Raw genomic sequence first — 24,526 nt, 5'->3', positions numbered from 1 at the left:
CGGCGGCGCATCTTCGCGGCCCGCCCGGGTATCCGGGAGCCGAGGGGAGGTGCCGCCGGCATGGCCGACACCGAGACCGTCGACGCGGTCGTCATCGGCGCGGGACCGAACGGGCTCGTCGCCGCCAACCTCCTGGCCGACGCCGGCTGGGAGGTCCTCGTGCTCGAAGCCGAGGCCGAACCCGGCGGCGCCGTGCGCACCGCCGAACTCGCCGCGCCCGGCTTCCTCGCCGACCGGTGCAGTGCTTTTTACCCCCTCGGCGCGGTCTCGCCCGTCATCGCCGGACTCGGCCTCGACGCGTACGGCGTGCGCTGGCGCCGCGCCCCCGACGTGCTCGCCCACGTCCTCCCCGACGGCCGCGCCGCCGTCCTCTCCCAGGATCTCGAGCGCACCGCCGCCTCCGTCGACGCGTTCGCGCCCGGCGACGGCGACGCCTGGCGCGCCGAGTTCGCGTTCTGGCGCCGCATCCGCGACCCGCTCATCGACGCCCTCCTGCGGCCCTTCCCGCCCGTGCGCCCCGCCGCCCGCCTCCTGCGCGCCCTCGGCCCCGGCGACGCCCTCCGCTTCGCGCGCACCGCCGCCATGACCGCCCGCCGCCTCACCGAGGAGCGCTTCGCCGGCGAAGGCGCCCGGCTCCTCGTCGCCGGCAACGCCGCCCACAGCGGCCTCGGCCCCGACCAGGCCGCCAGCGCCCTGTTCGGCTGGCTCCTGTCCATGGTCGGCCAGGACGTCGGCTTCCCCGTCCCCGAAGGCGGCGCCGGGCGCCTCACCGCCGCGCTCGCCGCCCGCCTGGGCGCCCGCGGCGGCCGCATCGACTGCGACCGGCCCGCCGGGCGCGTCCTCCACGCGCGCGGCACCGCCGTCGGCGTGCGCGACGCCGACGGCGCCCCCATTCGCGCGCGCCGCGCCGTCCTCGCGGACGTCGCCGCCCCGCACCTGTACCGCGACCTCATCGGCCTCGAGCACCTGCCGCGCCGCCTCGCCGCCGACCTCGCCGCGTTCGAATGGGACCCCGCCACCCTCAAGATCGACTGGGCCCTCGACGCGCCCGTCCCGTGGACCGCGCCCGGCGTGTCCGGCGCCGGCACCGTCCACCTCGGCGCCGACCTCGCCGGCCTGTCCGCGCACGGCGCCGACCTCGCCGCCGGGCGCGACCCCGAGCGGTACTTCCTCCTCGCCGGGCAGATGACCACCACCGACCCGACCCGCTCCCCGGACGGCACCGAGACCCTCTGGGCCTACACGCGCCTGCCGCGCGGCCTGGGCTGGAGCCGCGACGAGACCATGCGCCGCGCCGACCGCATCGAGGCCGAGATCGAGGCGCACGCGCCCGGGTTCCGCGACCGCATCCGCGCCCGCGCCCTCTCCGGGCCCCGCGACCTCGAGGCCCTCGACCGCAGCCTCGACCAGGGGGCCATCAACGCCGGGACCGCCGCGATCCACCAGCAGCTCGTGTTCCGGCCCGTCCCCGGCCTCGGCCGCGCCGACACCGTCCTGGACCGGCTCTATCTCGCGGGCGCCTCCGCCCACCCCGGCGGCGCCGTCCACGGCGCGCCCGGCGCGAACGCGGCCCGGGCCGCTTTGGCCCGCAGCGGCCTCGCCGGCGCCTGGTACCGCGCCGCCGTCGACCGCGCCCACCACTGGCTCTACGAGACCCACTGAACCCGGAGGCGGTGCACCATGAACCAGCGCAAGAGACGCGGCGTCCGCGTCCACGTCCCGGCCCCGCCCGAGGCCGTCTTCGCCGTCCTCGCCGACGGCTGGAACTACCCGTCGTGGGTCGTGGGGTGCTCCCGCATCCGCGGCGCCGACGACGACTGGCCCGCCCGCGGCACCCGCATCCACCACAGCATCGGCCCCTGGCCGCTGCTCATCGAGGACACCACCAGCGTCCTCGCCGTGGACGAGCCCCGCCTGCTCGTCCTGGAGGCCCGCCTGTGGCCGCTCGGCAAGGCCCGGGTCCGCTTCGACCTCGCCCCCGCCGACGGGGGCACCGACCTGACCATGACCGAGGCCGCCGTCCGCGGCCCCCTCTCGCTCTTGCCCGTGCCCTTCCAGGCGCGACTGATCGCGCCGCGGAACCGCGAAACGCTCGACCGGCTCTCGCGCCTGGCCGTCGCCAAGGCCGACGAGGACGCCGCCGACGGGAAGGAGAACGCATGACCTGGCTGCTGCGCAACATCGTGATCGCGATCGTGATGGCGCTGGTGCGCTACCTGCTGCGACGGGCCAAGCGCCGCCGCGCGGCGCGACGGACCGCCGCGGGCGGTGTGGAAACGGCATGAGCGGGGTACACCATCGACACTGGATCAACCGAAAAGGGAGGCTCCCGTGATCGGATTCATCGTCGCAGGACTCGTCATCGGCGCGCTGGCGCGCCTGATCAAGCCCGGCAAGCAGTCGCTGGGCATCCTCGCCACGCTGCTCCTCGGACTCGTCGGATCGGTGATCGGCGGGACCATCGCGAACCTGCTCGGCACCGGCGACATCTGGGAGCTGAACGTGCTCGGCTTCGTCGTCGCCGTCATCGCCTCGGTGCTGCTCATCGGCGTCGCCGAAGGCATCGCCTCGAGCCGGCACAAGACCGCCCACTAGCGGGGCGCACACCTCGCCGGGGCCGCGCCCGACCGGGCGCGGCCCCGCAACACGCCGTCCGGCGGCCGAACCCCCCACCGCTCCGGCCGATCTCGCGCCGAAGCACTTCACCCGCTCTGCGCTCGACGCCGCGCGTCTGCTTCTCCCCGCGCCGCAACGTCTTGGCCTGCGTGCTTCCCCCCGCCCCGCGCCCATGCCGTCGCACGCCTCAGCGCTTCACGCCCCGCGCCTGGAACAGCACCGCCGTCGTCGGCACCGGCACCATCCGCACCGACGCCCGCCTCCCCGCCAACCACCACGCGGTGTCCACAAGCGACGGACGGATGCCGCGCAGCTCCAGCGCCACCCCGTGCCGGGCGCACTCCTCCACCAGCGCCGCCCGGTCCACCAGCAGCGCCGGGTCGTGCACGCCGCGCACTGCGATCCGCGGCACCCGCTCGGCCACCGTCACCGCCAGGAACCGGCACAGCGCCGTGGCCGCCAGCGTGTCCACCACCAGCAGCCCGCCCGGGCGCAGCAGCCGGCACGCCTCCGCCACCGCGCGCCGCAGATCCGGGACGTGCTCAAGGATCTCCCCGGCCGCCACCACGTCGGCGCACCCGTCCGGCAGCGGCACCGCCAGCACGTCCCCGCGCACCGCGAGCACCCCGTGCGCGGCCGCCAGCCGCAGCGACGCCGCCGACAGGTCCACCCCGATGTGCGTGTAGCCCTTGCCCTCCAGGTGCGGCGCGAGCAGCCCCGCCCCGCAGCCCAGGTCCACCAGCACCGCGCCGGGCCGCGTCGCGGCCGGGACCATCGCGCCGCGGGCCGCCGCCAGCCAGTGCAGGACCGCGAACACGCCCCGCGGCCGCCACCACTCCCCGGCGTGGCGGTCGTACAGCGCCGGGTCGTTCGGGACGGTCCGGCCGGCGTCTCGGGTCTGGCGTCGCATACCGCCAGGGTGGCACACTGATCCGATGCGCACGGCCGCGGCGATGCTCGCCGCCCTCCTCCAGGCCTCTCATCCGGTCCCGGGCTTCGCGGTCGCCCTCGTCACCGCCGGACTCGCCGCCTCCACCGGCCGCCCCCTCGCCGGCGTCGTCGCGATCGCCGCCGCGGTCCTGCTCGGCCAGCTGTCGGTCGGCTGGCTCAACGACCTCGTGGACGCGCCCCGCGACGCCCAGGCCGGCCGCCCGGGCAAGCCCCTCGCCTCCGGGGACCTCCACCCCGCCGTCGTCAGCGCCGCCGTCGCGGTCAGCGCCCCCGCCGCGGTCCTGCTCACCCTCGCCTCCGGCGTCCCGGCCACCCTCGCGCACCTCGCCGCCCTGGTCTCCGCCTGGGCCTACGACCTCGGCGTCAAGTCCACCCCGTTCTCCGTGCTGCCCTTCGCGTTCTCCTTCGGACTCCTCCCGGCCATCGTGTCCCTCGGCGAACCCGGCGCCCCGTGGCCGCCGCTGTGGCTCACCGCCGCCGCGGCCGCCCTCGGCTCCGGCGCGCACTTCGTGAACGTCCTGCCCGACCTCGCCGACGACGCCGCCACCGGCGTGCGCGGCCTCCCGCACCGCCTGGGCCCCACCGCGACCCGCCTCGCCGCCGCGGCCCTCGTCCTCACCGCCTCGGCCCTGCTCGCGTTCGGCCCGCCCGGCCCGCCCTCGCCCCTGGTGCTGGCCGCGGTCCCGGTCGCCGCCGCCGTCCTCGTCCTCGGCCTGGCCCTCGGCCGCCGCCCCGGCTCGCGCGCGCCGTTCCACGCGGTGCTCGTCGTGGCCCTTGTCGACGTCGCCCTGCTCCTCCATACTGGGGTCCCCGCCGGCTGAGGCCCACCAGGATTGGGAACCGGGCTCCGGGGCACCCGCCGCCGGACGTCCCGACCCGAGGAGTGAGCGCCCATGCCAGCACCGACCGAGTCCAGGGGAGCCGAGGCCCTCGCGCTGGCGCGCGAACTCGCGCCGCGCTTCGCCGACCGCGCTGCGGCCCATGACGAACGCGGCCGCTTCCCCGAGGCCGACTTCGCCGAGCTGCGGGAGGCGGGCCTGACCGGGCTCATGGTCCCCGAGCGGCTCGGCGGCTTCGGCGCCTCCTTCGCCGAGTACGCCGCGGTCGCGGCGGCCCTGGCGCGGGGCGCGGGCTCGACGGCGCTCATCTTCAACATGCACGCCTCGGTGACCGGCGCGCTCGCGCAGACCCCCGAGCACCTGGTGCGCGCCCTCGGCGCGCCCGAGAGCTTCTTCGCCGCCCGCGACAAGGCCCTGGAGGCCGCCGCGGGCGGCGCGCTCTACGGGGTCGCGATGAGCGAGCGCGGCGGCGGCTCCCGCCTGTCGAAGACCACGACCGCGTACCGCCGCAGCGGCGACGGCTACCGGATCACCGGAGCGAAGGCGTTCGTGTCCGGCTCCGGCCACGTCGACGCCTACCTGGTGACCGCCCGCGACGCCGACTCCGCCGAGCCCCTCGTCTCCCACTTCCTCGTCCCCGCGGGCGAGGGCATCCGCGTCGAGGAGACCTGGGACTCGCTCGGCATGCGCGCCACCGGCAGCCACGACGTCCACTTCGACGTCGAGGTCGGCCCCGAGGCGCTCCTCGGCGGCGTCGAAGGGCTCGCGCTGCTCCTCGCCGAGGCCATGCCGCAGTGGCTCGTCGCCTCCTACGCCGCCGTCTACACCGGGGTCGCGCACGCGGCCGTCGACGCCGCCGCCGCACACGTGCGCGGCCGCGGCCTCGACACGCTCGCGCCGGTCCGCGCCCGCCTCGGCCGCGCCGACGCCGCCGTCGCGGCCGCCGAGCTCGCCGTCGCCGAAGCCGCCCGCCGCATCGACGCCGCGCCGGGGGAGGAGGACACCAACCGGTGGGTGTGGCGCGCCAAGCTCATCGCCGGCGACACCGCGTTCCAGGTCGCCTCCTCGCTCCTGGAGGCCGCCGGGACCTCGGCCTCCCGGCGCGGGCACCCGCTCGAACGCCTCTACCGGGACGCCCGCTGCGGCGCCCTCCAGCCGGCAACCTCGGACGTGTGCGCCGACTGGCTCGGCGCCGCCGCCCTCGGGAGCGACCCCGACCACGACACGGCGGTCCCGCGGTGGTGAGCGCCGGCATCGCCGGGATCGGCACCGCCCTGCCCCCGCAGTACGAGCAGGACTGGCTGTGGGAGCACGTGTTCCGCTCCCACTTCGGCGGCAGCCGCATCGCTGGCCGCATGTTCGACACCGCCGGCGTCGCCCGCCGCCACTCCTCGACCCCGCCGCACGAGCTCGCCGACGCCGCCGCCTGGTCCACGGCGGAGCGCATGCGGCGGTACGCCGAGCGCGCCCCCGCCCTCGGGCTGCGCGCCGTCCGCCGGGCGCTCGCCGCCGCCGGCACGGAAGCGGACGAGATCGGCCTCATCGCCGTCGCCACCTGCACCGGCTACGGCACCCCCGGCACCGACATCGACCTCGCCGAGGCGCTCCCGCTGCGCCCCGACGCCCGCCGGCTCCTGGTGGGCCACATGGGATGCCATGCCGCGATTCCGGCCCTCGGCGCGGTCGCCGACTACGTCGCCGCGCACGACCGCCCCGCCGTCCTCCTGTGCGTCGAGCTCACCTCGCTCCACGTCCAGCCCGCCACCCGCGACACCGACCAGGCCGTGGTCCACGCCCTGTTCAGCGACGCCGCCGCCGCCGCCGTGCTGCGCCCCGGCGCGCCCGCGCCGCTGCGCGTGGTCGACGTCGCCGCCCGCACCGACACCGCCCGCCGCGGCCACATGACCTGGCGCGTCACCGACCTCGGCTTCCGCATGGGCCTGTCGCCGGAGGTCCCCGAGGCCCTGAGCGAGCACGTCGGCCCGCTCGTGAAGGACCTCCTCGCCCGCCACGGCCTCGACCGCTCCGAGGTCGCCGGGTGGGCCGTGCACCCCGGCGGGCCCCGCGTCCTCGACGCCGTCGCCGCCGGACTCGACCTGGCCCCCACCGCCCTCGACCCGTCCCGCCGCGTCCTCGCCGAGCACGGCAACTGCTCCTCGGCCACGGTCCTCCTCGTCCTCGACGAGATCCTGCGCGCCGGGCCGCCGGACGGCCCGGTCGTCATGCTCGCCTTCGGCCCTGGCCTGACCCTCTACGCGAGCCTGCTCGCCCCGGCCTGACCGGCGCACTGCGAAGGCCCGCCGCGCGCCGGAGCGCGCTGCGGGCCTTCCGCGGCTATTCCGGAGGGGCCCCGTCCCTGGGACGGCGCAGCAGCAGGTCCACGAGCGCCACGACGACCGCCGCGAGCGCGGCGATGATCGCGGCCCGCTCGCTCGGAGCACTGCCCTTCAACGCCAACCAGAACGTGAGCACGAACGCCGCCGCGAGCACGGCTGCGACTCCCACCATGCCGACGGCAGGACCGTCGAGCATCGCTCATTTCCTTTCACGAAATGGTCCGCCGGCGGGGGACCGTTGCCGGGGACGGACCAAGGTCCATCGGTGGATTCCGACATTCGTCGTATGCAGTTGTCGAAGCCCCAGGGGACGCATCCGATCGGAAACGCCTGAGACCGCGGTGTTCCGTGACGATACCGCAGATCTTACCCTCGCGCTGCACACGCAGATGCACGTGCATCTGCGTGTGCACGCGGTGAGCGGGACGCCCACGCAGCGTGAAAAACCGTTCGAACCCGCGGCGCCCCTCGTGATAGCTTCGGCGCCATGTCCTCACCCGAAGCGTCCAGACCCGGGCCGCCGCACCGCCGGCGGCCCGCGACGCTCGCCTGAGACCACCCCTTCCTCAGCCCTGCCCGACGGCAGGGTCCTGCTCCGCGCGTCCGGGACGCCGGCGGCCGTCCGCCGTCCGCTCTCGACACTTCGGAGAATCCGCCATGCCGCTCGTCCTCTACCTGCTCGCCGTCGCCGTGTTCGCCCAGGGCTCCTCGGAGTTCATGCTCGCCGGCCTCCTGCCCGCCATCGCCGCCGAACTCGGCGTCACCATCGCCGAAGCCGGGCTCCTGACCTCCGCGTTCGCCGCCGGCATGGTCGCGGGCGCGCCCCTCATGGCCGCCGCCGGCCGCCGCTGGCCCCCGCGCGCCGCCCTCACCGCGTTCCTGGCGCTGTTCATCGCCGCGCACGTCACCGGCGCTCTCACCGACGACTTCGCGGTCCTCCTCGCGACCCGCGTCGCCGCCGCCCTCGCGAACGCCGGCTTCCTCGCGGTCGCCCTCGCCACCGTCGCCCTCCTCGTCCCCGAGACCGCCCGCGCCCGGGCCCTCGCGGTCCTGCTGGGCGGCACCACGCTCGCGCTCGTCGCCGGCGTCCCGGCCGGGGCCGTCCTCGGCGAGGCCCTCGGCTGGCGGGCCGCACTGTGGGCGGTCGCGGCCCTCGCCGCCCCCGCCCTCGCGGCCGTCGCGCTCGCCGCCCCCGACCGGCCCGCGGCGGCCGCGCCGCTGCGCCTCGGGACCGAACTCGCCGTCCTCAAGCGGCCCGAGGTCCTGCACGTCCTCGCGCTCGGCGTCCTCGTCAACGGCGGCACCTTCGGCGCCTACACCTACCTCGGCGCCCTCGCCGGGGGCCGCGCCGCGCTCGCCCTGGCGCTATTCGGTGCGGGCGCGTTCCTCGGCGTCGCCGCCGCCGGGCGCCTCGCCGACCGGCACTGGCGCCGCCTCCTCGCCTGGGGCGGCCCGCTCCTCCTCGCCGGATGGGCCGCGCTCGCGCTCGCGCCGGGCGCGCTCCTCCCGCTCGCGCCCGTCCTCGGAGCGCTCGCGTTCGGCACCGGCAGCACCCTCATCGGACGCATCATGGCCGCCGCGCGGGACGCGCCCACCATGGGCGGGTCCTACGCGACGGCCGCACTCAACGTCGGCGCCACGGCGGGGCCGGTCCTCGCCGGCCTCGGCTACGAGCAGGCCGGCCCCGCCGGCTCCGTCCTCGCCGCCGCCGCGCTCACCGCGGGCGCGATCGCACTCGCGGCACTGCGGCGCCCGTGAGCGGTGCGGCGCGCGGACCGGCACCGCGCGCCGCCCCCGCACCGCCACCACCAGCAGCACCGCGGCCCCCGCCTGCCCCGGCCCGTGCTCCGCGTTCAAGCGCCGCCGCCCGGACGCGCGCCCGCTCCGCGCGGCCGGGATCGAGCCGGACCCGGTGCGCCGCACCGCGGTCCGCGGGTGCTGCCGGTGAAGGAGTTCGCGGTTCCGGGGGGCGCTGCTGCGGGCCGGCCCGGGGTTCCTGTCGGGGCGTCGGCTACCGGCCGGCCTGACGGCTCCGCTGCCGGGCGCGCGCGGTGAGCTTGCGCGCCATGAGGGACGCTGAAGCGGCGATGACGGTGAAGTTGAACGCCATCTGCACGCACAGCAGGGCGCGCGCGAGCTGCCCCTGCGCGTGCACGTCGCCGAAGCCGACGGTGAGCAGGGTGCTGAGCGCGAAGTAGAGGGCGTCCACTCTGGTGTCGAGGCCCGCGAACTCGCCGGGCCGGTTGACGGCGAGCCCGTAGTCCGCGAGCGCGAACACGAGCACCCCGCCGAGGACCGCGACGGCGAGGCCGCCGAGGGGCGCGGCGGGGTCGCGCAGCTGCCGGACCGCCTCCCAGCGGGCCGCGAGCGCGATGACGACGAGCATCGCCGCCGTGGACGTCCACCGCAGGGCCAGGACGAGCGGTTCGGCGTCGGCGCGCATCGGCGCCACTGCGTAGGCGACGACGAGCGCCCCGCAGACGACGAGGTACCGCCACGGCGCGGGCAGGCGGCGCCTCACGGGGCCGCCTCCGCCGGTCGCGGCCGGTCGAGGACCCGCCCGGCGGCGGTGGCGACGACGACGGCGGCGATCACGACCGGGGCCGTCGCGGCCGCGTCCGCGCCCAGCAGCAGCGTCACCAGGACCGCGGCCGACACCGGGAGCGGCATGACGGCGGCCGTCGCCGCGGCCATGCCGGCGGCGAGCGCGGGCACCGCCCCGAACCCGGGCAGGGCGCTGAGCAGCACGCCGGCCGCGGCGCCGAGGAACACGGCGGGGAAGATCGGGCCGCCGCGCAGCGCCGCCAGCGACACGGCGTACGCCAGGCCCTTGCACGCGATCATCGCGACGAGCGCCCACGCGGTGAGCGAGGCCGGGTCGGCGCTGAGTTCGGCGAGCGAGTCCTGCCCCGAGAGCAGGACCTCCACCGGGGGCCTGCCGGTGAGGAGCGTGTACGCGGCCGCGCACACCGCCGTGACCGCGACCGCGGTCAGCGCCATGGCCATCGGCCGCCGCTCGGCGACCGGGGCGAGCCGGCGGCCGAGCGCGCGGACCTCCCGCATCCCGAGCGCGATGACCGCTGCCGCGGGCACCGTCCACAGCAGATCGGTGGCGTGCAGGGAGGCGGCGTCGAGGCCGGGGAGGCTGAGGGAGGCCACCGGCAGGCCGGTCCAGTCGCCGAGGCCGGTGAAGACGATCGCGCCGACGCCGGCCGCGAGCAGGCACGGCAGCACCGCCCGGACCGCCTTCGCGCCCGAGGCCGCGGCGGCCTCCAGGATGAACACGCCCGCGACGAGGGGGCTGCCGAAGATCACCGAGACCGCCGCGGCCGCCCCGGCGGTGCCGACCACGGCCGCCTCGGGGGAGCGGGCGTCGGGCGTCCAGCGGCGGGTCAGCAGCAGCGCGGTCGCGCCGCCGACGGCCATGAGCGGGGCCTCCGGTCCGAGCACCGCGCCGAGCGGCAGGGCCCCGAGCGCGGCCAGGAGCACGCCGGGCAGATGCTTCGGCGGCACGGGTGCGGCCGAGAGCCCGTCGATGGGGACGTGTCCGCCGCGGCCGGGCAGGCGGCTGATCGCCGTGCCCGCGAGGAGCCCGCCGGCGAGCAGCCACGGCACGGGCCACCACCACGGCAGCGGGTCGAGGCCCAAGTCGCCCGGGAGGTCCTCCCACACGAACGCGGTCATGCGGTGCAGGAGCGCGAGGAAGAGGAAGGCGGCCGCGGACACCGGGACGCCGACGAGCCCGGCGAGCAGCAGGAGTCCGATCCCGCGGCCGGCGCGCGGCGGCGCCGCCGGTTCGTCCACTGTGCGTCCCACGCTGACAGTGTCGCCGGTGGCGGGCGCCCGCGCCCGGGGTTCGGCCCGAATCGGGGCCGGTCAGCGCGCGGCGACCGGCCGGAGCGCCGCCATCGTGCGGTCGAGGCAGGGCCCGAACTCGTCCGAGGCCTCGAAGGTCGGGAACGCCGAGGCGTGCAGGCACGCGAACGCGCCGCCGACCATGGCCCGCATGACCACGGGGTCCGCGCCGGCGCCGGCGCGGACCAGGAGCGCTTCGGTGAGGTCGCGCTGCAAATGCTCGAGGCGGCGCAGGTACGAGGCGAACAGGCGCGGGCTGCCGTCGATAATTCGCTGGATCGCGGCGTCGTGCTCGCGCGATACTGGGTCGCCGAAGCGCTCGACGACGGGGTCGAACGCGCGCCGCAGCGAGTCCCATTCGGATTCGCCGGGCGGGCGGGCCGCGAGGCGCGCGGCGAGCTCCTCGCCGAGGCGCGCGAGGCTGTCGAGGACGACCTCGTCCTTCGAGGGGAAGTACCGGAAGAAGCTCCGCTGCGACATGCCGACGGCCGCGGCGATCTCGTCGACGGTGGTCTCCTCGAAGCCCTTGGCGACGAACAGCGCCTCGGCGGTCCGTGCGATGTTCGACTGCACGGCCCGACGTGACACTTCTCGCAGACTCCCACCGGCGGCCATGCCAGGATGGTAGCAACTGCAAGAATCGACAGTCACTGACACTTCCGGTGCGTCCGCGCCGTCACCACCGCGCGGGCACCTCGGCACCGGGACGAGACTCCGCACCCGAAGGATCCCCCCATGAGCGTTGACCAGCGGCCGGCCGACACACCAGAAGCGGCCGGCACCCCCGCGGCGGACGAGACCCCCGCCTCGGCCGGCGTCCCGGCCCAGATCAAACTGGTCCTCGGCGTCCTCCTCGTGGCCGCGTTCGTGATGATCCTCAACGAGACCATCATGGGCGTCGCCCTGCCCGAGCTGATGGAGCAGTTCTCGCTGACCGCCTCGACGGTCCAGTGGCTCACCACGGCCTTCATGCTCACCATGGCGGTCGTGATCCCCATGACCGGGCTCATCCTCCAGCGCTTCACGACGCGGACCGTGTTCATCGCCGCGATGACCCTGTTCACCGCCGGCACGGTCCTCGCCGCGGCGGCGCCGGTGTTCGGCGTCCTCGTGGCCGCCCGCGTCATCCAGGCCAGCGGCACCGCCGTCATGCTGCCGCTGCTCATGACCACCGTCATGACGTTCGTGCCCGCCGACCGGCGCGGGCGCACCATCGGCTTCATCACCATCGTCATCGCCGTCGCGCCCGCGATCGGCCCGACGTTCTCCGGCTTCATCCTCGAGAACCTGCCCTGGCAGTGGATGTTCCTGTCGGTGCTGCCCATCGCCGTCCTCGGCCTGATCCTCGGCGCCGTCAAGATCCAGAACCTCGGCGAGCCCCGCCCGGTGAAGTTCGACCTGCTCTCGGCACTGCTCTCCGCGATCGCCTTCGGCGGCCTCATCTACGGCCTCAGCTCCCTCGGCGAGGCCGCCGCGGGCCACGAGCCGTTCGTCGAGCCGTGGATGGCGATCGCCGCCGGCGCGCTCTCCCTGGGGCTGTTCGTGTTCCGGCAGCTGCGGCTCCAGCGCACCGACTCGGCCCTGATGGACCTGCGGGTGTTCCTCAGCCGCACGTTCACCGTCGGCATCGTCATGCTGCTGGTCTCGATGGCGGCCCTGTTCGGCTCGCTCATCCTGCTGCCCATGTACCTCCAGGACGTGCTGGCGCTCTCCACGTTCCAGACCGGCCTGGTGGTCCTGCCCGGCGGCCTCGCGATGGGCCTGACCGGCCCGACCATCGGCCGCCTCTACGACCGGCTCGGCCCGCGCCCGCTGGTGATCCCCGGCTCGTTCGGCCTCCTCGGCGCGCTCGGCGGGCTGACGATGCTCGGCCAGACCAGCCCGGTCTGGTTCGTCGTCGTCATCCACGTCCTCATGAGCCTGAGCCTGAGCCTGCTCATGACGCCGCTCATGACCTCCTCGCTCGGGTCGCTGAACATGGAGCTGTACTCGCACGGCAGCGCCGTCCTCTCCACGCTCCAGCAGTTCGCGGGCGCCGTCGGCACCGCCGTGTTCATCACGCTGATGACCACCGGCGCGACCGCGAGCCTGGAGGCCGGCGCCGATGCGGTCACCGCCACGTCCGACGGCATCCACACCGCGTTCCTGTGGGGCGCGGGCATGGCCGTCATCGCCGTGGCCGCGGGCTTCTTCGTCCGCCGCCCCGCGACCGACGGCCAGGAGCCGGCGCTCGCGCACTGACCCGTCCGTGGACCCCGGGCCCGGCCGCATCGCGGCCGGGCCCGTTCGCGTTGCGCCCCTTCAGGACTGCCGCGGAGCAAATGGGAGGGCTCCGGCGTCGTCCCCGCCGCGGCCGCCGACGCCTCACAGAGGCCCACCGCCGCGCCCTCACCGCCGTCCTCGCCCTCGGCGACGCCGGCATGCGCCGCCAGACCGCCCGCGAAGCCGCCGACGCGCTCCGCGAACTCGAAGCGGCGCAGGCGAACGCATAGCCCGGGCCTGCATCCCGCCGCCTCCGCGGGCGGCGGTATGGTGTGGCGCACGCGGAGCGGACGATTCGTCACCAAGGAGACCTCTCTTGCAGCGCACCACACCGATGCTGGGCGTCCTCAACGTCCTCATGGAAGGCCAGCGGCGGTCCGAGTCGGGCAGCGCCCGCAAGGTCGACGCCCTCTTCGACAAGATGCACGCCAAGTCCCGCAAGGACACCGGCACCGCCGGCCTCACGCTGTCCGACGAGGACGCCGACCTCCTGGAGAGCCTGCGCTACCTCCTGCACTGCTGGGCCGAGACCCCGAACCTCTCCGGCGTCGGCTGGCGCTCCGCCAAGGACATGGTCGAGGCCCGCATCTCCAACCTGCTCACCGTCCGCCGCCTCCAGGCCGAGCACCCCGCGATCCGCAGCGAGCCGATCGAGCGGCCCATCTTCGTCCTCGGCCTGCCCCGCACCGCCACCACGCTCGCGCAGCACATCATCGCCGGCTCCGACTCCGCCCGTGCCCCGTTCCTGTGGGAGATGTACTACCTCGGTCTCGAACCGTCCCCCGAGGAGCGGGCGCGCCGCATCCGCGCCACCCAGAAGCGCCTCGACATGACGCTCCTGCTCTCCAAGTCCTGGACCAGCATCCACCCCACGAACGCCGAGTGGCCCGAAGAGGACTACTGGCTCAAGTTCCACGCGACCTTCCACACCACCGTCGCGCCCCTGCCCGGCTACCTCGACTGGTACCGCAACTCCTACGACCGCGACACCGACTTCCGGTTCGTGCGCGACGCCCTCCAGGTCCTCCAGCACGGCCGGCCCCGCCGGCGCTGGGTCCTCAAGCACCCCGGGAACATCTTCAACCTCGACTCGATCCTGCGCGTCTTCCCCGACGCCCAGATCGTCCTCACCCACCGCGACCCCAACACCGTCATGTCGTCGCTGTGCTCCATGGTGGAGAGCCTCTACAGCATCCACCTCAAGCGCGGCGCCGTCGACCCCAAGGAGATCGGCCGCACCTGGCTGCGCGAACTCGCCGCCGGCATGGAGCAGTGCCGCCAGGTCCGCGCCGCCGCCGGGCAGCCCGGCCGGTTCATCGACGTCAAGTACCACCGCCTCACCGGCAGCCCCCACTCCGCCGTCCCCGAGCTGTTCCGCCAGCTCGACCTCCCCTGGGGCCCCGACGACGAGGCCCGCCTCGAGGAGCAGCTCACCCGCACCGGCCAAGGCGGCGGCCGCGACGGCGTCCGCCGCCACGAGCACTCCCTCCTCGGCTACGGCCTCGACCCCTCCGAAGTAGACGACGCCTTCGGCAGCGACTACATGCGCATCGCCGCCGGCTGAGGCCCGCAGCAGATGCCAGGCGGCGACCCCAGATCCGGAACTGCGCGAGATGGGGCGGCTCCGGTAAGGCGGGGTCGGTTGCTGGAGCGGGTCAGCGGAAGTCGCGCGAGGGGGCGGCCGGGCTGTTCAGGTCCAGTTCGATCAGCTTGTACGCCACGATCATCGGCATCGTGCTCTTGTGCGCGTCCTCGGCCTTCTCCACCGTGCCCTTGATCCGCAGCGCCTTCGCCACCGTCGCCACCGACTGCCAGCGCTTCCACAGCCCCTGGGAGCAGATGACGTTCGCGATCCCGGTCTCGTCCTCCAGGCTCAGGAACGTCGCGCCCTTCGCGGTCGAGGGGCGCTGGCGGTGGGTGACGATCCCGGCGATCTCGACCCGCTTGCCGTCCTGCATGTGCGGCAACCGCCGCGCGGGCAGGACGCCGTCGGCGTCGAGGGCCTTGCGCACCAGCTCCATCGGGTGGGTGTCGACCGACAGGCCCAGGCCGGTGTAGTCGGCGCGGGCGAGTTCGGCCGCGCTCATGCCCGGCAGGGTCGGCGCGGGCGCCGACGGCCCGGTCCCGGGGATCGTGCCGGGTCGCTCGTCGACCGTGCCCGCCGTCCACAATGCTCGACGCCGGTCAGGTTCGAGGCTGCGCAGGGCCCCGGCGACGGCGAGTTTCTCGAGCCGCCCCTGGTCGAGCCCGGCCCGGCGCGCCAGGTCGGCCATCGACGCGAACGGCCCGTCCGCGTCGCGGGCGGCCGCGATGCGGCGGCCCGCGTCGGCCCCGAGCCCCTTGACGTTGTCGAGTCCCAGCCGCAGGTCCGCGACCCCGTGCAGCGGCGGTTCGCACGCCCGCTCGGCCGGGACGAGCGAGGCGACCTCCCCGCTGGCGTTCACATCCGGGGCCAGGACCTCGATGCCGTGCCGCTGCGCGTCGGCGATGAGCGAGGCGGGGGAGTAGAACCCCATCGGCTGGCTCGCCAGGAGCCCCGCGTAGAACGCCGCCGGGTAGTGGCATTTGAGCCACGCCGAGGACCACACCAGGTGCGCGAACGACGCCGAGTGCGACTCGGGGAACCCGAAGTCCGCGAAGGACTTCAGCTGGTCATAGATCTGGTCGGCCTCCGCGCCGACGATGTCCCGCTCCCGCATCCCCGCGTACAGGCGCTCCTTCAGCGCCTCCATCCTCTCGGCGGACCGCTTGGCGCCCATGGCCCGGCGCAGCCGGTCGGCCTCCCCGCCGTCGAAGCCCGCCGCGACGATCGCGATCTGCATGAGCTGCTCCTGGAACAGCGGCACGCCGTACGTCTTCTCCAGCACCGGGTGCAGGATCTCCGGCACCTTGTCGCGCCACGGCTCCCCGTTGCGGCGCCGCAGGTACGGGTGGACGGCGCCGCCCTGGATCGGGCCGGGCCGGATCAGCGCCACCTCCGCGACCAGGTCCCGGAAGTTCCGCGGCTTGAGCCGCGGCAGCGTCGCCATCTGCGCCCGCGACTCCACCTGGAACACGCCGACGGTGTCGGCCCGCCGGAGCATCGCGAACACCGCCTCGTCCCGGGACGGCAGCTTCGCCAGGTCGACGCGCGTGCCGTGGAAGTCGGCCACCAGGTCGACCATGCGGTGCAGCGCCTCCAGCATCCCCAGCCCCAGCAGGTCGAACTTGACGAGCCCGGCGTCGGCGCAGTCCTCCTTGTCCCACTGGAGGACCGTGCGGTCCCGCATCCGGGCCGGCTCGACCGGCACGATCTGGCTCACCGGCTCCTCGGTGAGCACCATCCCGCCCGGGTGGATGCCCAGGTGCTGCGGCAGGTCCCGCAGCTCGCCCGCGAGCGACTGCACGTCCGCCGGGATGTCCTGCGCCTCTTCGGGATCGAGGCCGCTCCAGCGGTGCAGCCGCTTCGACCACGCCACCGCCTGGTCGTGCCCGTACCCCAGCGCCTTCGCCGCGTCCCGCACCGCCGACCGCGGCCGGTACGTGACCACGTTCGCCACCAGCGCCGCCCGGTCCCTCCCGTACCGCTCGTACACGTACTGGATGACCTCCTCGCGGCGCCCCGACTCGATGTCGACGTCGATGTCCGGGGGGCCGTCCCGGTCGGCCGAGAGGAACCGCTCGAACAGCAGCCCGAACTCGATCGGGTCCACATTGGTGATCCCCAGGGCGTAGCAGACCGCGCTGTTCGCGGCCGAACCCCTGCCCTGGCACAGGATGTCCCGCTCCCGGCAGAAGCGCACGATGTCGGCGACGATGAGGAAGTACCCCTCGAACCCCAGCGCCCCGATCACGCGCAGCTCCTTGTCGAGCTGCTCCCACGCCTTCCGCAGCGCCGGGTCGTACGGGTCCCCGTACCGCTGCCTCGCCCCCCGCACGACCTGCTGCGCCAGCGCCGACCTGTCGTCGTAGCCGTCCTCGACCGGGAACCGCGGCAGCCGCGGCTTCAGCAGCTCCAGGTCGAACGCGCACTCGTACGCGATCTTCGCCGAATGCTCGACCGCCTCGGGGAAGTCCGCGAACCGCAGCGCCATCTCCGCGCCGCTGCGCAGGTGCGCGCCCGCGTTCGCCGGCAGGTAGGGGTCGGCCTGGTCCAGGGTCGTGCGGGCCCGGATCGCCGCCAGCGCCGCCGCGGCCTTCGCGCGCGCGGGGGACGCGTAGTGGACGTTGTTCGTCGCCACCACCGGCACCCGGACCCGCCGCGCCACCGCCGCCAGCGCCTCCATCCGCTCCACGTCCCCGGGCAGGTCGTGGCAGGTCAGCTCGACCGCGACCGACTCGGCCCCGAACAGGTCCACCAGCTCCCGCAGCCGCGCCTCGGCCGCGTCGGGCCCGCCCGCGTCCAGCGCGGCGTTCAGCAGGCCCTTGCGGCAGCCGGTGAGCACCTGCCACCGCCCGCCCGCGTGCCTGGCCAGCCCCTCAAGGGCGTACACCGGCAGGTCCTTCTCGCCGCCCTTGAGCTTCGCCTCCGTGATCGCCCGCGACAGGGCCCGGTACCCGTCCGGGTCGCGCGCGAGGACCACCAGGTGCGTCCCGGCCGGGTCGGCCTGGCCCCGCCGCGCCCGCGTCATGCCGAGGCCCAGCTCCGAGCCGAACACCGTCCGCACCGGCTTCTCCCTTGCCGCCGAGGCGAACTGCGACACCGCGTAGAGGCCGTCGTGGTCGGTGATGGCCAGCCCGCACAGCCCCAGCCGCTCGGCCTCGGCCACCAGGGCCGCGGGGGAGTCGGCGCCGTCGGCGAACGAGTAGTGCGAATGGCAGTGCAGCTCGGCGTACTCAGTCATACCAGCCCACCGCCCTCCACCGGCCGTCCTCGCGGGCCAGGAGCGCGAGGCTCCCGTCGGCCAGCTCCACCTGGAGGCGCGCGTACCGGCGGGCCTCCGCGCTCCACCACCGCTCGGCGACCGGCCACGGCCCCGCCCACGCCGCGATCCGGATCCGCCTGCCGCCCAAGGCGACCAGCGCCGGCGTCGCCGAGAGGTCGCCGCGCGCCGAGACCGCCACCGGCGCGCCGGCCGCGTCGAGGACCTCGACCTCCTGGCCGGTGCCGGTCAGCTGCGGCAGCGGATCGGGCAGCCCGCCCGGCCACGGTCCCGACGGCGGCGGCGGGGCCGGCTCGACCTCCCATGCGGCGCTGGCGTACCGCTCGGCGAGGTCGCGGCCGTCGGCGTGGCCGGCGACGCGGACGGCTTCGGGGCCGAGCAGGCTCTGCGTGTGCCGCAGGGCCGCTTCGGCTCTGATGGCGGCGGCGGTCTTCTCGCCCCACAGGCCGCGCCCGGCCTCGACGAGGCCGACCAGGCCGCCCGGGGCGAGTTCGAGGGAAGTGACGGCGTTCGCGGCCTCGTCGCCGCCGTGGACGAGCGGCCCGGCCGCGAGCCAGCCTTCGAGCTGCCAGCGGACGCGGCGGGAGAGGTCGGCGGCGGTGATGGCGGGGTCGATCTGCCAGGTCCGGCGCCGCTCCAGGCCGCTGCCGGTGCGGGCGGTGACGGTGACGCGGGTGCAGGCGAGGTTGCGCTCGTCCAGGACGCGCAGCAGCCGCTCGGCGAGGGGCCGGGCGGCGAAGACGGCGTGCTCGATCGTGGCGTACGGCGTCTCGGGGGTCTCGACCACCGCGAGCTCGGGCGCGGCCGGGCGCGGCACGAGGGGCCGGGAGAAGCGCCCGGCGGCGAGCATCTGGGCCCGTCTGGCGGGCGCGCCGAACCGCTCGGCCACCGCCTGCGGCGGCAGTTCCCGGAACTTCCCGAGGGTGTCGATGCCCAGGTGCCGCAGGGTCTCGCACACGTCGGGGCCGACCAGGCCGGTGGCGAGGAGGTCGGCGATGTCGCATCCGGCGAGGAACGCGGCGTCGCCGCCTGTGGGGACGATGCGGCCGTCGCGGGCGGCCAGGAGGGCCGCGAAGAGGCCGTCGGCGACGCCGGTGAGGCAGTCCTGGTCGACCAGGCCGGACACGGTGTCGATGAGCCGTTCGCAGAACAGGGCCTCGTCGCCGGACCCGGCGCGCAGCGGCACGGCAGCGCAGCCCGGTTCGAGGACCTCGACGTACGGGGTGAGCAGGTCGAGGGCTTCCAGGACCGGTTCGAACGCGGCGGCGTCCTCGCCGTCCCAGTCGACCAGCCGCATGACCAGGACCCGGCTGGGGGCGCGGCCGACGCGGGCGGTCATCGCCGCTCACCTCCGGCGGGACGCGGACCGGCGGCCTCGGCGGCGGGCCGCTCGCGGCCCGGGGCGACGGCGTGGGCGCGCAGGTCCACGACGGCGGTGCCGACTTCGGCAGGGTGTCCGGGCCCGGCCGGGCTCGCCGGGGCGCGCTCGGCGGTCCGCGGCTCTCCCGACGGGACGACGCGCGGCTCGTCCGCGGCGTCCTCGGCCCGGCGGTCGCCGCGCGGCGGTTCGGCGGGGCGGTCGCGGAGGTCGAGGACGTGCTCGGGCGGCCTGCCGCCGTACGGCCAGACCGAGGCCCGGCGCACGCCGCCGGAGCGCCAGCGGGAGGCGACCTCGAGTTCGCAGGCGGCGAGCCTCCCGGCGCCCCACCGGCGGCCGGTGTTGGCGCGCAGGCCCTTCCAGTGGGCCCGGGCCACTTGGAGCCGGGCGTCGGCGCCGGCCACCGGCCGGGTCTCCCACCAGATGATGGAGGTGCCGCTGCCGCGGGCGCGGGCGGTCAGGCGCCGCGCCTGCGCGGGGCTCAGGGCCTCGCTGGGGACGACGATCGCGGCGACGCCCTCGGCCAGTGCCCCGGCGGCCTCGGCGATGAGCGACCCCGGGTCGACCAGCGCCACCCGCCCGAGGTCCACCCCGGCGGCGGTCGCGGCGAGCGGGTAGAGGTTCGGGAGGCCGACCAGGGCGCACCAGGCTCCGGCGCCGGTGGGGCCGGCCAGGAGGCGCCACAGGAGGGAGGTGGCCCCGCGGCGGGTGGCGGTGATCGCTGTCACTGTTGCGAGTCCGCCGTGGGGGAGGAGCCCGGAAATGTCGGAGGTGACCGGCAGGATGGTCTTCGGGGGCCCGACGGCCGCCTGGCGGCGGCTCTCGCCCTGCCCCGGTTCGCCCGGCGCGGCGGCCGGGCGCAGCCCGGCTGCGGGTGCCGCAGCGGTGCTGCGCAGGTCTGCGGCTGTGCGCAGCCCGAGCTCGGCGGCCAATGCGGCCGCGACTGTGGTCGCCACCAGAACCCCCGTGCTGTGGTCGAACATGTGTATCAAGATCAACTTACCGAACCTCGGCGCCGATGCAACATCAAACTGGTGTTCGATAAATCTCGCGCGCCTGGTATGGCCGACGCCGCGCCGCTCGTCCCGGTGACAATGCGCCCCCCTGCGTTCCGCGGCGGTGATCACCTTGGGACGATGCGCTCGATCCGCGGCCCCCGACCTCGATGACACCCCCGGCCGCCGCTCGTCCGGGTGACAACTGCGTTCCGCTCATGGTGATCACCTCGGGGCGATGCGCCCGACCCGAGGCCCCGACCCCGACGACGCCCCCGGCCGCGCGGCCGACCTGGCGTGATCTCGGCCCCTCGGCGGCCGCGGCCCGGCGGCGTTCAGGCCCGGTTGCTCGCTCGGCCCTCCCGCAGGATCGGCGCAGGGCGTCGAACGAGTGCTGATCGGGACTTGACCCTCAGGTAGCCCGAGCCCATAGCGTGGCCGGTATGAGTCAACGCGAACTGCTCAGCATCGGCGAGTTCTCCGTCAAGACGGGCCTGTCGATACCGGCGCTGCGCCACTACGACGAGGTCGACCTGCTGCGACCGGCCCGGGTCGATCCGGGCACCGGATACCGGCGCTACCGGCTCGACCAGGCGGCGCGGGCGGTGCTGATCCGCCGCCTGCGCTCAGTGGACCTGCCCATCGACCAGATCCGGACGATGCTGTCCGACCAGAGCGGTCGCGACGCCGCAGGAGTGCTCCATGCGCACCGCGAGCGGCTCCTGGAGCGGGCTCATGCCATCACACGACTGGCCGAGGCCCTCGGCCGGGACTACGAGGAAGGGACGGAAATGGCAGTTACGAAGGAGGACAGGGTGGTGCAGGTGACCATTCCGGCGAGCGACCTCGAGGCGACCGTCCGGTTCTACACCGAGGCGTTCGGCCTCGAATACGACCAGAGCATCGCGTCGTTCCAATTCGGCGCGTGGGAGACCGACTCGTTCTTCCTGCTGACGCTCGACGCGGCGGCAGGCGAGGGCGGCCGGTTCGGTCCCGCGATGTTCGGGCTCTACGTCGACGACCTGGACGCCGCGCACGCGGCCGCGCTCTCCGCGGGAGCCGCGCTCGTGCAGCCGCCCTTCGAGACCGACTACGCGCCCCGCCGGTCCGTCGTCGCCGACCCCAGCGGCAACCGCATCTCGCTCACCCAGCGCTGACCCGAGGCCCCGGAGGAAGCCCGATCACCTTCCTCCGGGCAGGGCACCGCATCACCAGCGCTCCTGTGCGGGAACACGCAGCGGCCGGCCGCGGGACGACCCCCGCGGCCGGCCGCCGGACTCCTAGTCGATGGTGTGGCCGCCGTTGACCGTCAGGCGCTGGCCGGTCACGAACGCCGCCGCGTCCGACGCCAGGTAGGACACGGCCGCGGCGATGTCGTCGGGCACGCCGATGCGGCCCAGCGGCAGGTCCGCGAGGTACCCGGCGAGGTCGGCGTCGCCGAGCTCCCCGTGGCGCTCCACCGGAATCCAGCCGGGCGCCACCAGGTTCACGGTGATCCCGTCCGGGCCCAGCTCCCGCGCCCACGAGCGGGTCAGGCCCCACTGCGCGCCCTTCGCGGCCACGTACGCCGACCAGCCCGCGAGCGCCCGCTCGAACATGTCGGAGCCGATCTGCACCACCCGGCCGCCGCCGGCCGCGCGCATGTCCGGCAGGAACGCCTTGAGCAGCAGCGTCGGGCTCTTCACGAAGAACTCCAGCTGCGCGAGGTGGTCGCTCCACTCGAGCCGGTCGAGCGGGACCTCCGGCTGCGGCCCGGTCGCGTTCGCCACCAGGACCGTCACCGGCCCCAGCTCGGCCCGGACCCGCTCGGCGAGGCCCGCGACCGCGGCCTCGTCGGTGACGTCGGCGCCGAACGCCGCCGCCGTCCCGCCCGCCTCCCGGATGTCCGCGACCACCCGTTCGGCCCCCTCCCGGCTGGAGCCGTAGTTGACCGCGACGGCGAAGCCGTCGGCGGCCAGGCGCCGGGCGATGACGGCGCCGAGACCGCGCGAAGCACCGGAGACGAGAGCGACGGGCATGAGGGAACCTCCTAGTCGGGGCCGGGCATCGGCCGGGGTCGAGCTTAGGCGCGCCCGCGCCGCACCGCCAACTCCGCCGACCCGGCCCCGCGGCCCGGAGCGATCCGGCCTCGCCCGATCGGCCCCTGTACCGATCCCGCTTCCCCGGGAACGCCGAGACGGCGGCGCCCCGCGCGGGGCGCCGCCGTCTCGTTCAGACTCCTAGCAGCCGATGCTCTCGAAGCCTTCCTTGGTCACGTTCACGATCGCCGGGCGCGGGATCGAGCCGGGGCCGTCGGGCCAGTCCGAGAGCGGGTTCTCGAAGCTCGCGCCGTCGAGCTCGCCCGGGTGCTGGGCCGCGACCAGGATGTGCTTCTCCTGCACGACCGGGCCGCAGGTCTCCGCGCCGAGCGGCACGGTCAGGAACTGCTTGACCTGGCCGCGGGAGCGGCCCTCCAGGGACACCGCGAACAGGCCGTCGTTCGAGCCGAGCGCGTTGCCGTCGGTGGAGATCCACAGGTTCCCGTACGGGTCGAACGCCACGTTGTCCGGGCAGGAGATCGGGCTGACCTCCTCCTTCGGGAATCCGCCGAAGTAGGTGTCGGCCGCCTCCGGGTCGCCGCAGACCAGCAGCAGGTTCCAGCCGAACTTCGTCTGGGTCGGGTCGCCCCAGCGCTCGGTCAGCTCGAGGACCTGGCCGTGCCGGTTCGAGTTGCGCGGGTTGGCCTCGTCGGCCGCCGCGCGCCCGGAGGTGCCGCGCTGCGAGTTGTTCGTGAGCGCCACGTACACCTTGCCGGTCTTCGGGTTCGGCTCGACGTCCTCGGGGCGGTCCATCTTGGTCGGGCCGACCTTGTCGGCGGCCTGGCGGGTGAAGACGTACACCTCGTCGGCGGTGAAGCCCTCCACGTAGGAGGTGTCGCCGGAGGCGAGCTTGATCCACTCGCCCGAGCCGTCGAACTTCCCGTCCGACGGGAGGGCGCCGGTGCCGTCGATCTCCTCGACCGGGCTGTCGCCGGTGAGCTTGGCGACGTACAGGGTGCCCTCGTCGAGGAGCTTGCGGTTGTGCTCGCGCGCGCTGCGGGAGCTGCCCGTCTTCATCTTGTGCTTCGAGACGAACTTGTACATGTAGTCGAAGCGCTCGTCGTCGCCCATGTAGACCACAACGCGGCCGTCGCGGGCCAGGCGCGGGCCCGCGCCCTCGTGCTTGAAGCGGCCCAGGGCGGTGCGCTTGCGCGGCGTCCACTCGGGGTCGTACGGGTCGACCTCGACGATCCAGCCGAACCGGTTGGGCTCGTTGGGCTCCTGGAGCAGGTCGAAGCGCTTGTCGTAGGTCTCCCACTTGCGCTGGCTGGCGCCGCCGGAGAGGCCGTAGCGGGCCAGGCGGGCCTTCGCGACCGGGTCGGTCACCGAGCCGGCGTTCGCGAAGTACTGGTTGAAGTTCTCCTCGCCCGACAGGACCGTGCCCCACGGGGTCATGCCGCCGGCGCAGTTGTTCAGCGTGCCCAGCGCGGTGGTGCCCTCGGGGTCCGCGGAGGTCTTGAGCAGGTCCGACCCGGCCGCGGGGCCGGCGAGGACGAACGGGGTCTCGGCGGTGATGCGGCGGTTCAGCGGCGCGCCCACGATGGGGGTCAGGTCGCCGGTCTCCCGGTCCTCGTCCACCTCGACCACGGACAGGCCGTGCGCGGCCAGGCCGATCTTGATGTGCTCCTCGGACGGCGCGGCGCTGTCGTACGCCGGGAGCATCAGGACCTCGTCGCTGTACTCGTGGTTGGCCACGAGCACCTTCTTGCGGCGGCTCTCGGGGTGGGGGAGCAGCGCCACGTAGTCGTTGTTGTACCCGAACTGGCCCGCCTGGGCCGCGGCGGTCTGGGCGTGGGCGTCGAACTCGGGCGCGCCTTCCAGGATCGGGTCGCCCCAGGCGATCACGACCTGCTGCTCGTACCCCTCGGGGATGGTGACGGCGTCCTCGCGGTTGGGCTCGACGGGCTCGAAGTCGAGGCCGCGCGGGGTCCGGCCCCAGCGCGCCGAGGAGGACCCGTCCGCGTCGGCCGCGGCGGCCGGAGCGGCCAGCGCACCGGCCGCACCCACGACGACGCCCGCCGTCACGCCGCCCTTGAACAGGCCGCGGCGCGACACGGCCTTGGCGATCACGTCGCCCAGGTACTCGTTGTCGGAGGTGTTCGGAACCGGGTGGCTACAGGCGTCGCCGCAGCGGTACATGCACGTCATCGCGGAGCGCCCGCCGTGCACGGTGGGGAACAGCTGTAGGCGGCGGCGCTCCGGGTTCTGGGGTTGCATTCGCTTCTCCATGTGGCAGTCCGATGGGGAACGCGCGGGGGTCGTCGCGTTCGGTTGTCTCTCGACCCGGACGCTATGCGGCACGGGTATGCGGTTCCACCAACGTCAAGTGAACAGCGGGAGAACGCCCACGCCAC

22 protein-coding genes are annotated in these 24,526 nt (G+C 75.1%); 12 read left to right on the top strand and 10 right to left on the bottom strand.

Going from position 1 to position 24,526, the window contains the following annotated elements; all coding sequences use genetic code 11:
• The first annotated feature begins 60 nt into the window (after positions 1–60).
• Genes EIW28_RS16690 through EIW28_RS16680 form a run of 4 tightly spaced genes read left to right on the top strand, consistent with a single transcriptional unit; the run spans position 61 to position 2,595 of the window.
• Entirely contained in the window at positions 61–1,662 is a 1,602-nt protein-coding gene (locus tag EIW28_RS16690) for a phytoene desaturase family protein (RefSeq protein ID WP_125248821.1), read from the top strand.
• A gap of 18 nt (positions 1,663–1,680) precedes the next feature.
• Positions 1,681–2,163 carry an SRPBCC family protein gene (locus EIW28_RS16685; RefSeq protein ID WP_125248820.1) on the top strand — a complete coding sequence of 161 codons (483 nt, stop codon included), beginning with the start codon at positions 1,681–1,683 and terminating at the stop codon, positions 2,161–2,163.
• Complete coding sequence (locus EIW28_RS25445) at positions 2,160–2,285, top strand: hypothetical protein (RefSeq protein ID WP_269462607.1); 126 nt, start codon at positions 2,160–2,162, stop codon at positions 2,283–2,285. The genes EIW28_RS16685 and EIW28_RS25445 overlap by 4 nt, the downstream gene beginning before the upstream one ends.
• A 46-nt stretch (positions 2,286–2,331) precedes the next feature.
• Positions 2,332–2,595 (top strand): GlsB/YeaQ/YmgE family stress response membrane protein, encoded by a 264-nt coding sequence (locus EIW28_RS16680; protein ID WP_125248819.1) that lies wholly within the window; start codon positions 2,332–2,334, stop codon positions 2,593–2,595.
• A 208-nt stretch (positions 2,596–2,803) separates the two neighbouring features.
• On the opposite strand, the gene EIW28_RS16675 is transcribed toward EIW28_RS16680, so the two are convergent.
• On the bottom strand, positions 2,804–3,526 hold the full coding sequence (locus EIW28_RS16675; RefSeq protein ID WP_125248818.1) for a methyltransferase domain-containing protein: 723 nt from the start codon (positions 3,524–3,526) through the stop codon (positions 2,804–2,806).
• 25 nt (positions 3,527–3,551) lie between these two features.
• Between EIW28_RS16675 and EIW28_RS16670 the strand changes: the two genes are divergently transcribed.
• The 3 genes from EIW28_RS16670 (at position 3,552) to EIW28_RS16660 (ending at position 6,685) form a co-directional block, all read left to right on the top strand.
• Positions 3,552–4,388, top strand: a complete 837-nt coding sequence (locus EIW28_RS16670; RefSeq protein ID WP_125248817.1) for a UbiA family prenyltransferase — start codon at positions 3,552–3,554, stop codon at positions 4,386–4,388.
• A gap of 72 nt (positions 4,389–4,460) precedes the next feature.
• Positions 4,461–5,651, top strand: coding sequence for an acyl-CoA dehydrogenase family protein (locus tag EIW28_RS16665; protein WP_125248816.1), 1,191 nt, complete (start codon positions 4,461–4,463; stop codon positions 5,649–5,651).
• Positions 5,648–6,685 (top strand): type III polyketide synthase, encoded by a 1,038-nt coding sequence (locus EIW28_RS16660; protein ID WP_125248815.1) that lies wholly within the window; start codon positions 5,648–5,650, stop codon positions 6,683–6,685. The genes EIW28_RS16665 and EIW28_RS16660 overlap by 4 nt, the downstream gene beginning before the upstream one ends.
• 55 nt (positions 6,686–6,740) lie before the next feature.
• Here EIW28_RS16660 and EIW28_RS16655 read toward each other — a convergent pair whose 3' ends face one another.
• Positions 6,741–6,938, bottom strand: coding sequence for a hypothetical protein (locus tag EIW28_RS16655; RefSeq protein WP_125248814.1), 198 nt, complete (start codon positions 6,936–6,938; stop codon positions 6,741–6,743).
• Between the two features lie 461 nt (positions 6,939–7,399).
• Between EIW28_RS16655 and EIW28_RS16650 the strand changes: the two genes are divergently transcribed.
• Positions 7,400–8,500 (top strand): Cmx/CmrA family chloramphenicol efflux MFS transporter, encoded by a 1,101-nt coding sequence (locus EIW28_RS16650; RefSeq protein WP_125248813.1) that lies wholly within the window; start codon positions 7,400–7,402, stop codon positions 8,498–8,500.
• Between the two features lie 253 nt (positions 8,501–8,753).
• On the opposite strand, the gene EIW28_RS16645 is transcribed toward EIW28_RS16650, so the two are convergent.
• From EIW28_RS16645 to EIW28_RS16635, 3 genes are read right to left on the bottom strand one after another with little or no spacing between them, the layout of a single operon-like run.
• Entirely contained in the window at positions 8,754–9,263 is a 510-nt protein-coding gene (locus EIW28_RS16645) for a potassium channel family protein (RefSeq protein ID WP_197717323.1), read from the bottom strand.
• Positions 9,260–10,558, bottom strand: a complete 1,299-nt coding sequence (locus EIW28_RS16640) for a chloride channel protein (protein WP_125248812.1) — start codon at positions 10,556–10,558, stop codon at positions 9,260–9,262. The genes EIW28_RS16645 and EIW28_RS16640 overlap by 4 nt, the downstream gene beginning before the upstream one ends.
• A 60-nt stretch (positions 10,559–10,618) precedes the next feature.
• Complete coding sequence (locus tag EIW28_RS16635; RefSeq protein ID WP_158630433.1) at positions 10,619–11,170, bottom strand: TetR/AcrR family transcriptional regulator; 552 nt, start codon at positions 11,168–11,170, stop codon at positions 10,619–10,621.
• A 162-nt stretch (positions 11,171–11,332) separates the two neighbouring features.
• Here EIW28_RS16635 and EIW28_RS16630 point away from each other — a divergent pair, with 162 nt between their 5' ends.
• The 3 genes from EIW28_RS16630 (at position 11,333) to EIW28_RS16625 (ending at position 14,423) form a co-directional block, all read left to right on the top strand.
• Positions 11,333–12,838 carry an MDR family MFS transporter gene (locus EIW28_RS16630; RefSeq protein WP_125248810.1) on the top strand — a complete coding sequence of 502 codons (1,506 nt, stop codon included), beginning with the start codon at positions 11,333–11,335 and terminating at the stop codon, positions 12,836–12,838.
• Positions 12,839–12,918: 80 nt separating this feature from the next.
• On the top strand, positions 12,919–13,089 hold the full coding sequence (locus tag EIW28_RS24295) for a hypothetical protein (protein WP_158630432.1): 171 nt from the start codon (positions 12,919–12,921) through the stop codon (positions 13,087–13,089).
• An 86-nt stretch (positions 13,090–13,175) separates the two neighbouring features.
• Complete coding sequence (locus tag EIW28_RS16625; protein ID WP_125248809.1) at positions 13,176–14,423, top strand: sulfotransferase family protein; 1,248 nt, start codon at positions 13,176–13,178, stop codon at positions 14,421–14,423.
• Positions 14,424–14,514: 91 nt separating this feature from the next.
• Here EIW28_RS16625 and EIW28_RS16620 read toward each other — a convergent pair whose 3' ends face one another.
• Genes EIW28_RS16620 through EIW28_RS16610 form a run of 3 tightly spaced genes read right to left on the bottom strand, consistent with a single transcriptional unit; the run spans position 14,515 to position 20,055 of the window.
• Positions 14,515–17,682, bottom strand: a complete 3,168-nt coding sequence (locus EIW28_RS16620) for an error-prone DNA polymerase (RefSeq protein WP_125248808.1) — start codon at positions 17,680–17,682, stop codon at positions 14,515–14,517.
• Positions 17,675–19,060 (bottom strand): DNA polymerase Y family protein, encoded by a 1,386-nt coding sequence (locus tag EIW28_RS16615; protein WP_125248807.1) that lies wholly within the window; start codon positions 19,058–19,060, stop codon positions 17,675–17,677. Before EIW28_RS16615 ends, EIW28_RS16620 begins: the two co-directional genes overlap by 8 nt.
• Positions 19,057–20,055 (bottom strand): hypothetical protein, encoded by a 999-nt coding sequence (locus EIW28_RS16610; protein ID WP_125248806.1) that lies wholly within the window; start codon positions 20,053–20,055, stop codon positions 19,057–19,059. Before EIW28_RS16610 ends, EIW28_RS16615 begins: the two co-directional genes overlap by 4 nt.
• A 482-nt stretch (positions 20,056–20,537) precedes the next feature.
• Here EIW28_RS16610 and EIW28_RS16605 point away from each other — a divergent pair, with 482 nt between their 5' ends.
• Positions 20,538–21,251 (top strand): MerR family transcriptional regulator, encoded by a 714-nt coding sequence (locus EIW28_RS16605; RefSeq protein ID WP_125248805.1) that lies wholly within the window; start codon positions 20,538–20,540, stop codon positions 21,249–21,251.
• Positions 21,252–21,374: 123 nt separating this feature from the next.
• On the opposite strand, the gene EIW28_RS16600 is transcribed toward EIW28_RS16605, so the two are convergent.
• Entirely contained in the window at positions 21,375–22,112 is a 738-nt protein-coding gene (locus tag EIW28_RS16600) for an SDR family oxidoreductase (RefSeq protein WP_125248804.1), read from the bottom strand.
• Between the two features lie 201 nt (positions 22,113–22,313).
• Positions 22,314–24,389, bottom strand: coding sequence for a PhoX family protein (locus EIW28_RS16595; RefSeq protein ID WP_125248803.1), 2,076 nt, complete (start codon positions 24,387–24,389; stop codon positions 22,314–22,316).
• Between the last annotated feature and the right edge of the window lie 137 nt (positions 24,390–24,526).

The organism is Glycomyces terrestris (genome assembly GCF_003933745.1).
Taxonomy (GTDB): Bacteria; Actinomycetota; Actinomycetes; order Mycobacteriales; family Micromonosporaceae; genus Glycomyces; species Glycomyces terrestris.
This window is presented reverse-complemented; position numbering and strand designations above follow the sequence as displayed.

Excerpts from the sequence above, each read along its gene's own strand:
- EIW28_RS16670 (WP_125248817.1), top strand. The coding sequence starts at position 3,552 with ATGCGCACGGCCGCGGCGATGCTCGCCGCCCTCCTCCAGGCCTCTCAT.
- EIW28_RS16650 (WP_125248813.1), top strand. The coding sequence starts at position 7,400 with ATGCCGCTCGTCCTCTACCTGCTCGCCGTCGCCGTGTTCGCCCAGGGC.
- EIW28_RS16675 (WP_125248818.1), bottom strand. The coding sequence starts at position 3,526 with ATGCGACGCCAGACCCGAGACGCCGGCCGGACCGTCCCGAACGACCCG.
- EIW28_RS16630 (WP_125248810.1), top strand. The coding sequence starts at position 11,333 with ATGAGCGTTGACCAGCGGCCGGCCGACACACCAGAAGCGGCCGGCACC.
- EIW28_RS16620 (WP_125248808.1), bottom strand. The coding sequence starts at position 17,682 with ATGACTGAGTACGCCGAGCTGCACTGCCATTCGCACTACTCGTTCGCC.
- EIW28_RS25445 (WP_269462607.1), top strand. The coding sequence starts at position 2,160 with ATGACCTGGCTGCTGCGCAACATCGTGATCGCGATCGTGATGGCGCTG.
- EIW28_RS16600 (WP_125248804.1), bottom strand. The coding sequence starts at position 22,112 with ATGCCCGTCGCTCTCGTCTCCGGTGCTTCGCGCGGTCTCGGCGCCGTC.
- EIW28_RS24295 (WP_158630432.1), top strand. The coding sequence starts at position 12,919 with ATGGGAGGGCTCCGGCGTCGTCCCCGCCGCGGCCGCCGACGCCTCACA.
- EIW28_RS16595 (WP_125248803.1), bottom strand. The coding sequence starts at position 24,389 with ATGCAACCCCAGAACCCGGAGCGCCGCCGCCTACAGCTGTTCCCCACC.
- EIW28_RS16685 (WP_125248820.1), top strand. The coding sequence starts at position 1,681 with ATGAACCAGCGCAAGAGACGCGGCGTCCGCGTCCACGTCCCGGCCCCG.
- EIW28_RS16665 (WP_125248816.1), top strand. The coding sequence starts at position 4,461 with ATGCCAGCACCGACCGAGTCCAGGGGAGCCGAGGCCCTCGCGCTGGCG.
- EIW28_RS16655 (WP_125248814.1), bottom strand. The coding sequence starts at position 6,938 with ATGCTCGACGGTCCTGCCGTCGGCATGGTGGGAGTCGCAGCCGTGCTC.
- EIW28_RS16615 (WP_125248807.1), bottom strand. The coding sequence starts at position 19,060 with ATGACCGCCCGCGTCGGCCGCGCCCCCAGCCGGGTCCTGGTCATGCGG.
- EIW28_RS16690 (WP_125248821.1), top strand. The coding sequence starts at position 61 with ATGGCCGACACCGAGACCGTCGACGCGGTCGTCATCGGCGCGGGACCG.
- EIW28_RS16605 (WP_125248805.1), top strand. The coding sequence starts at position 20,538 with ATGAGTCAACGCGAACTGCTCAGCATCGGCGAGTTCTCCGTCAAGACG.